The organism is Vibrio sp. 10N.286.46.A8 (assembly GCF_041470165.1).
GTDB lineage: Bacteria > Pseudomonadota > Gammaproteobacteria > Enterobacterales > Vibrionaceae > Vibrio > Vibrio tasmaniensis_A.
The window spans coordinates 1-755 of the sequence record NZ_JBFRLX010000393.1 but is presented as its reverse complement, the minus strand read 5'-3'; the positions used below and the strand labels follow the sequence as shown (position 1 = coordinate 755).

Below are 755 nucleotides of genomic sequence, written 5' to 3'. Positions count from 1 at the left end.
GCTCAAATGAGCGGCGTTTTTTCGTGTCAGTTTTTGAGGAATTAGGAGTTAAGACTTAAAAAACCAAATGTAACTTACGAATAATTCATTTAATAAGCAGTTATTTAATAAGCAAAGCGAGTCTCTTCTTTAAATAAGCTAGCTATAACCTCTTGGTATTGCATAAGGTTAAACGTAGAGTTGTCATTGTTATATTTTTGTTGCTTGTTTGCTAAATATGGTTGAGACACTAACGACGTAACCAACATCTGGTAATAATGAAAGTTTGACTCGTTACAGCCATCAACTAAATAAAGAAGATTTTCAAGAGTCTTATTGTAGGTGTAACCAAACTTAGACTCTTTAAGGCGTTGAACATTTTCGTAATTGTATGAGCTTCCGCCAAAAGTGAATAGTAAAAAGATGTTAGGCGAAGCTTCCCAAAACTCGATAAGTTCAGAAAGTAAGTGTTGTAGTTGTATTCCATCCACTCTCTGATACTTTGAGAACTGATCTTGAAAACGACTTGTATGCTCTTCGATGAGCTGATCAAACAATTGCTCTTTGTTATTAAAGTAATAAAGAATTAACGCGGGGCTTACACCCGCAGACTTAGCAATAGACCGAATTGAAACTTTACTATAAGGCTGAGAAATAAATAGCTTTTCTGCTGAGCTCAAGATTTTTGTTCTTTTGTCATTTAGCATCAGATTGTATCCTCACCTATTTGTTTATATTACCCGCGCATTCTATAACTCAACCAAATAATCTCAACA

General features: G+C 34.6%; 1 protein-coding gene. It reads right to left on the bottom strand.

What is annotated here, in order from left to right; translation table 11 throughout:
- Positions 1 to 104 precede the first annotated feature (104 nt).
- The gene (locus tag AB4232_RS22645) at positions 105 to 659 is read right to left on the bottom strand and encodes a TetR/AcrR family transcriptional regulator (RefSeq protein ID WP_246091725.1); all 555 of its coding nucleotides are present in this window, start codon (positions 657 to 659) and stop codon (positions 105 to 107) included.
- Positions 660 to 755: the final 96 nt, after the last annotated feature.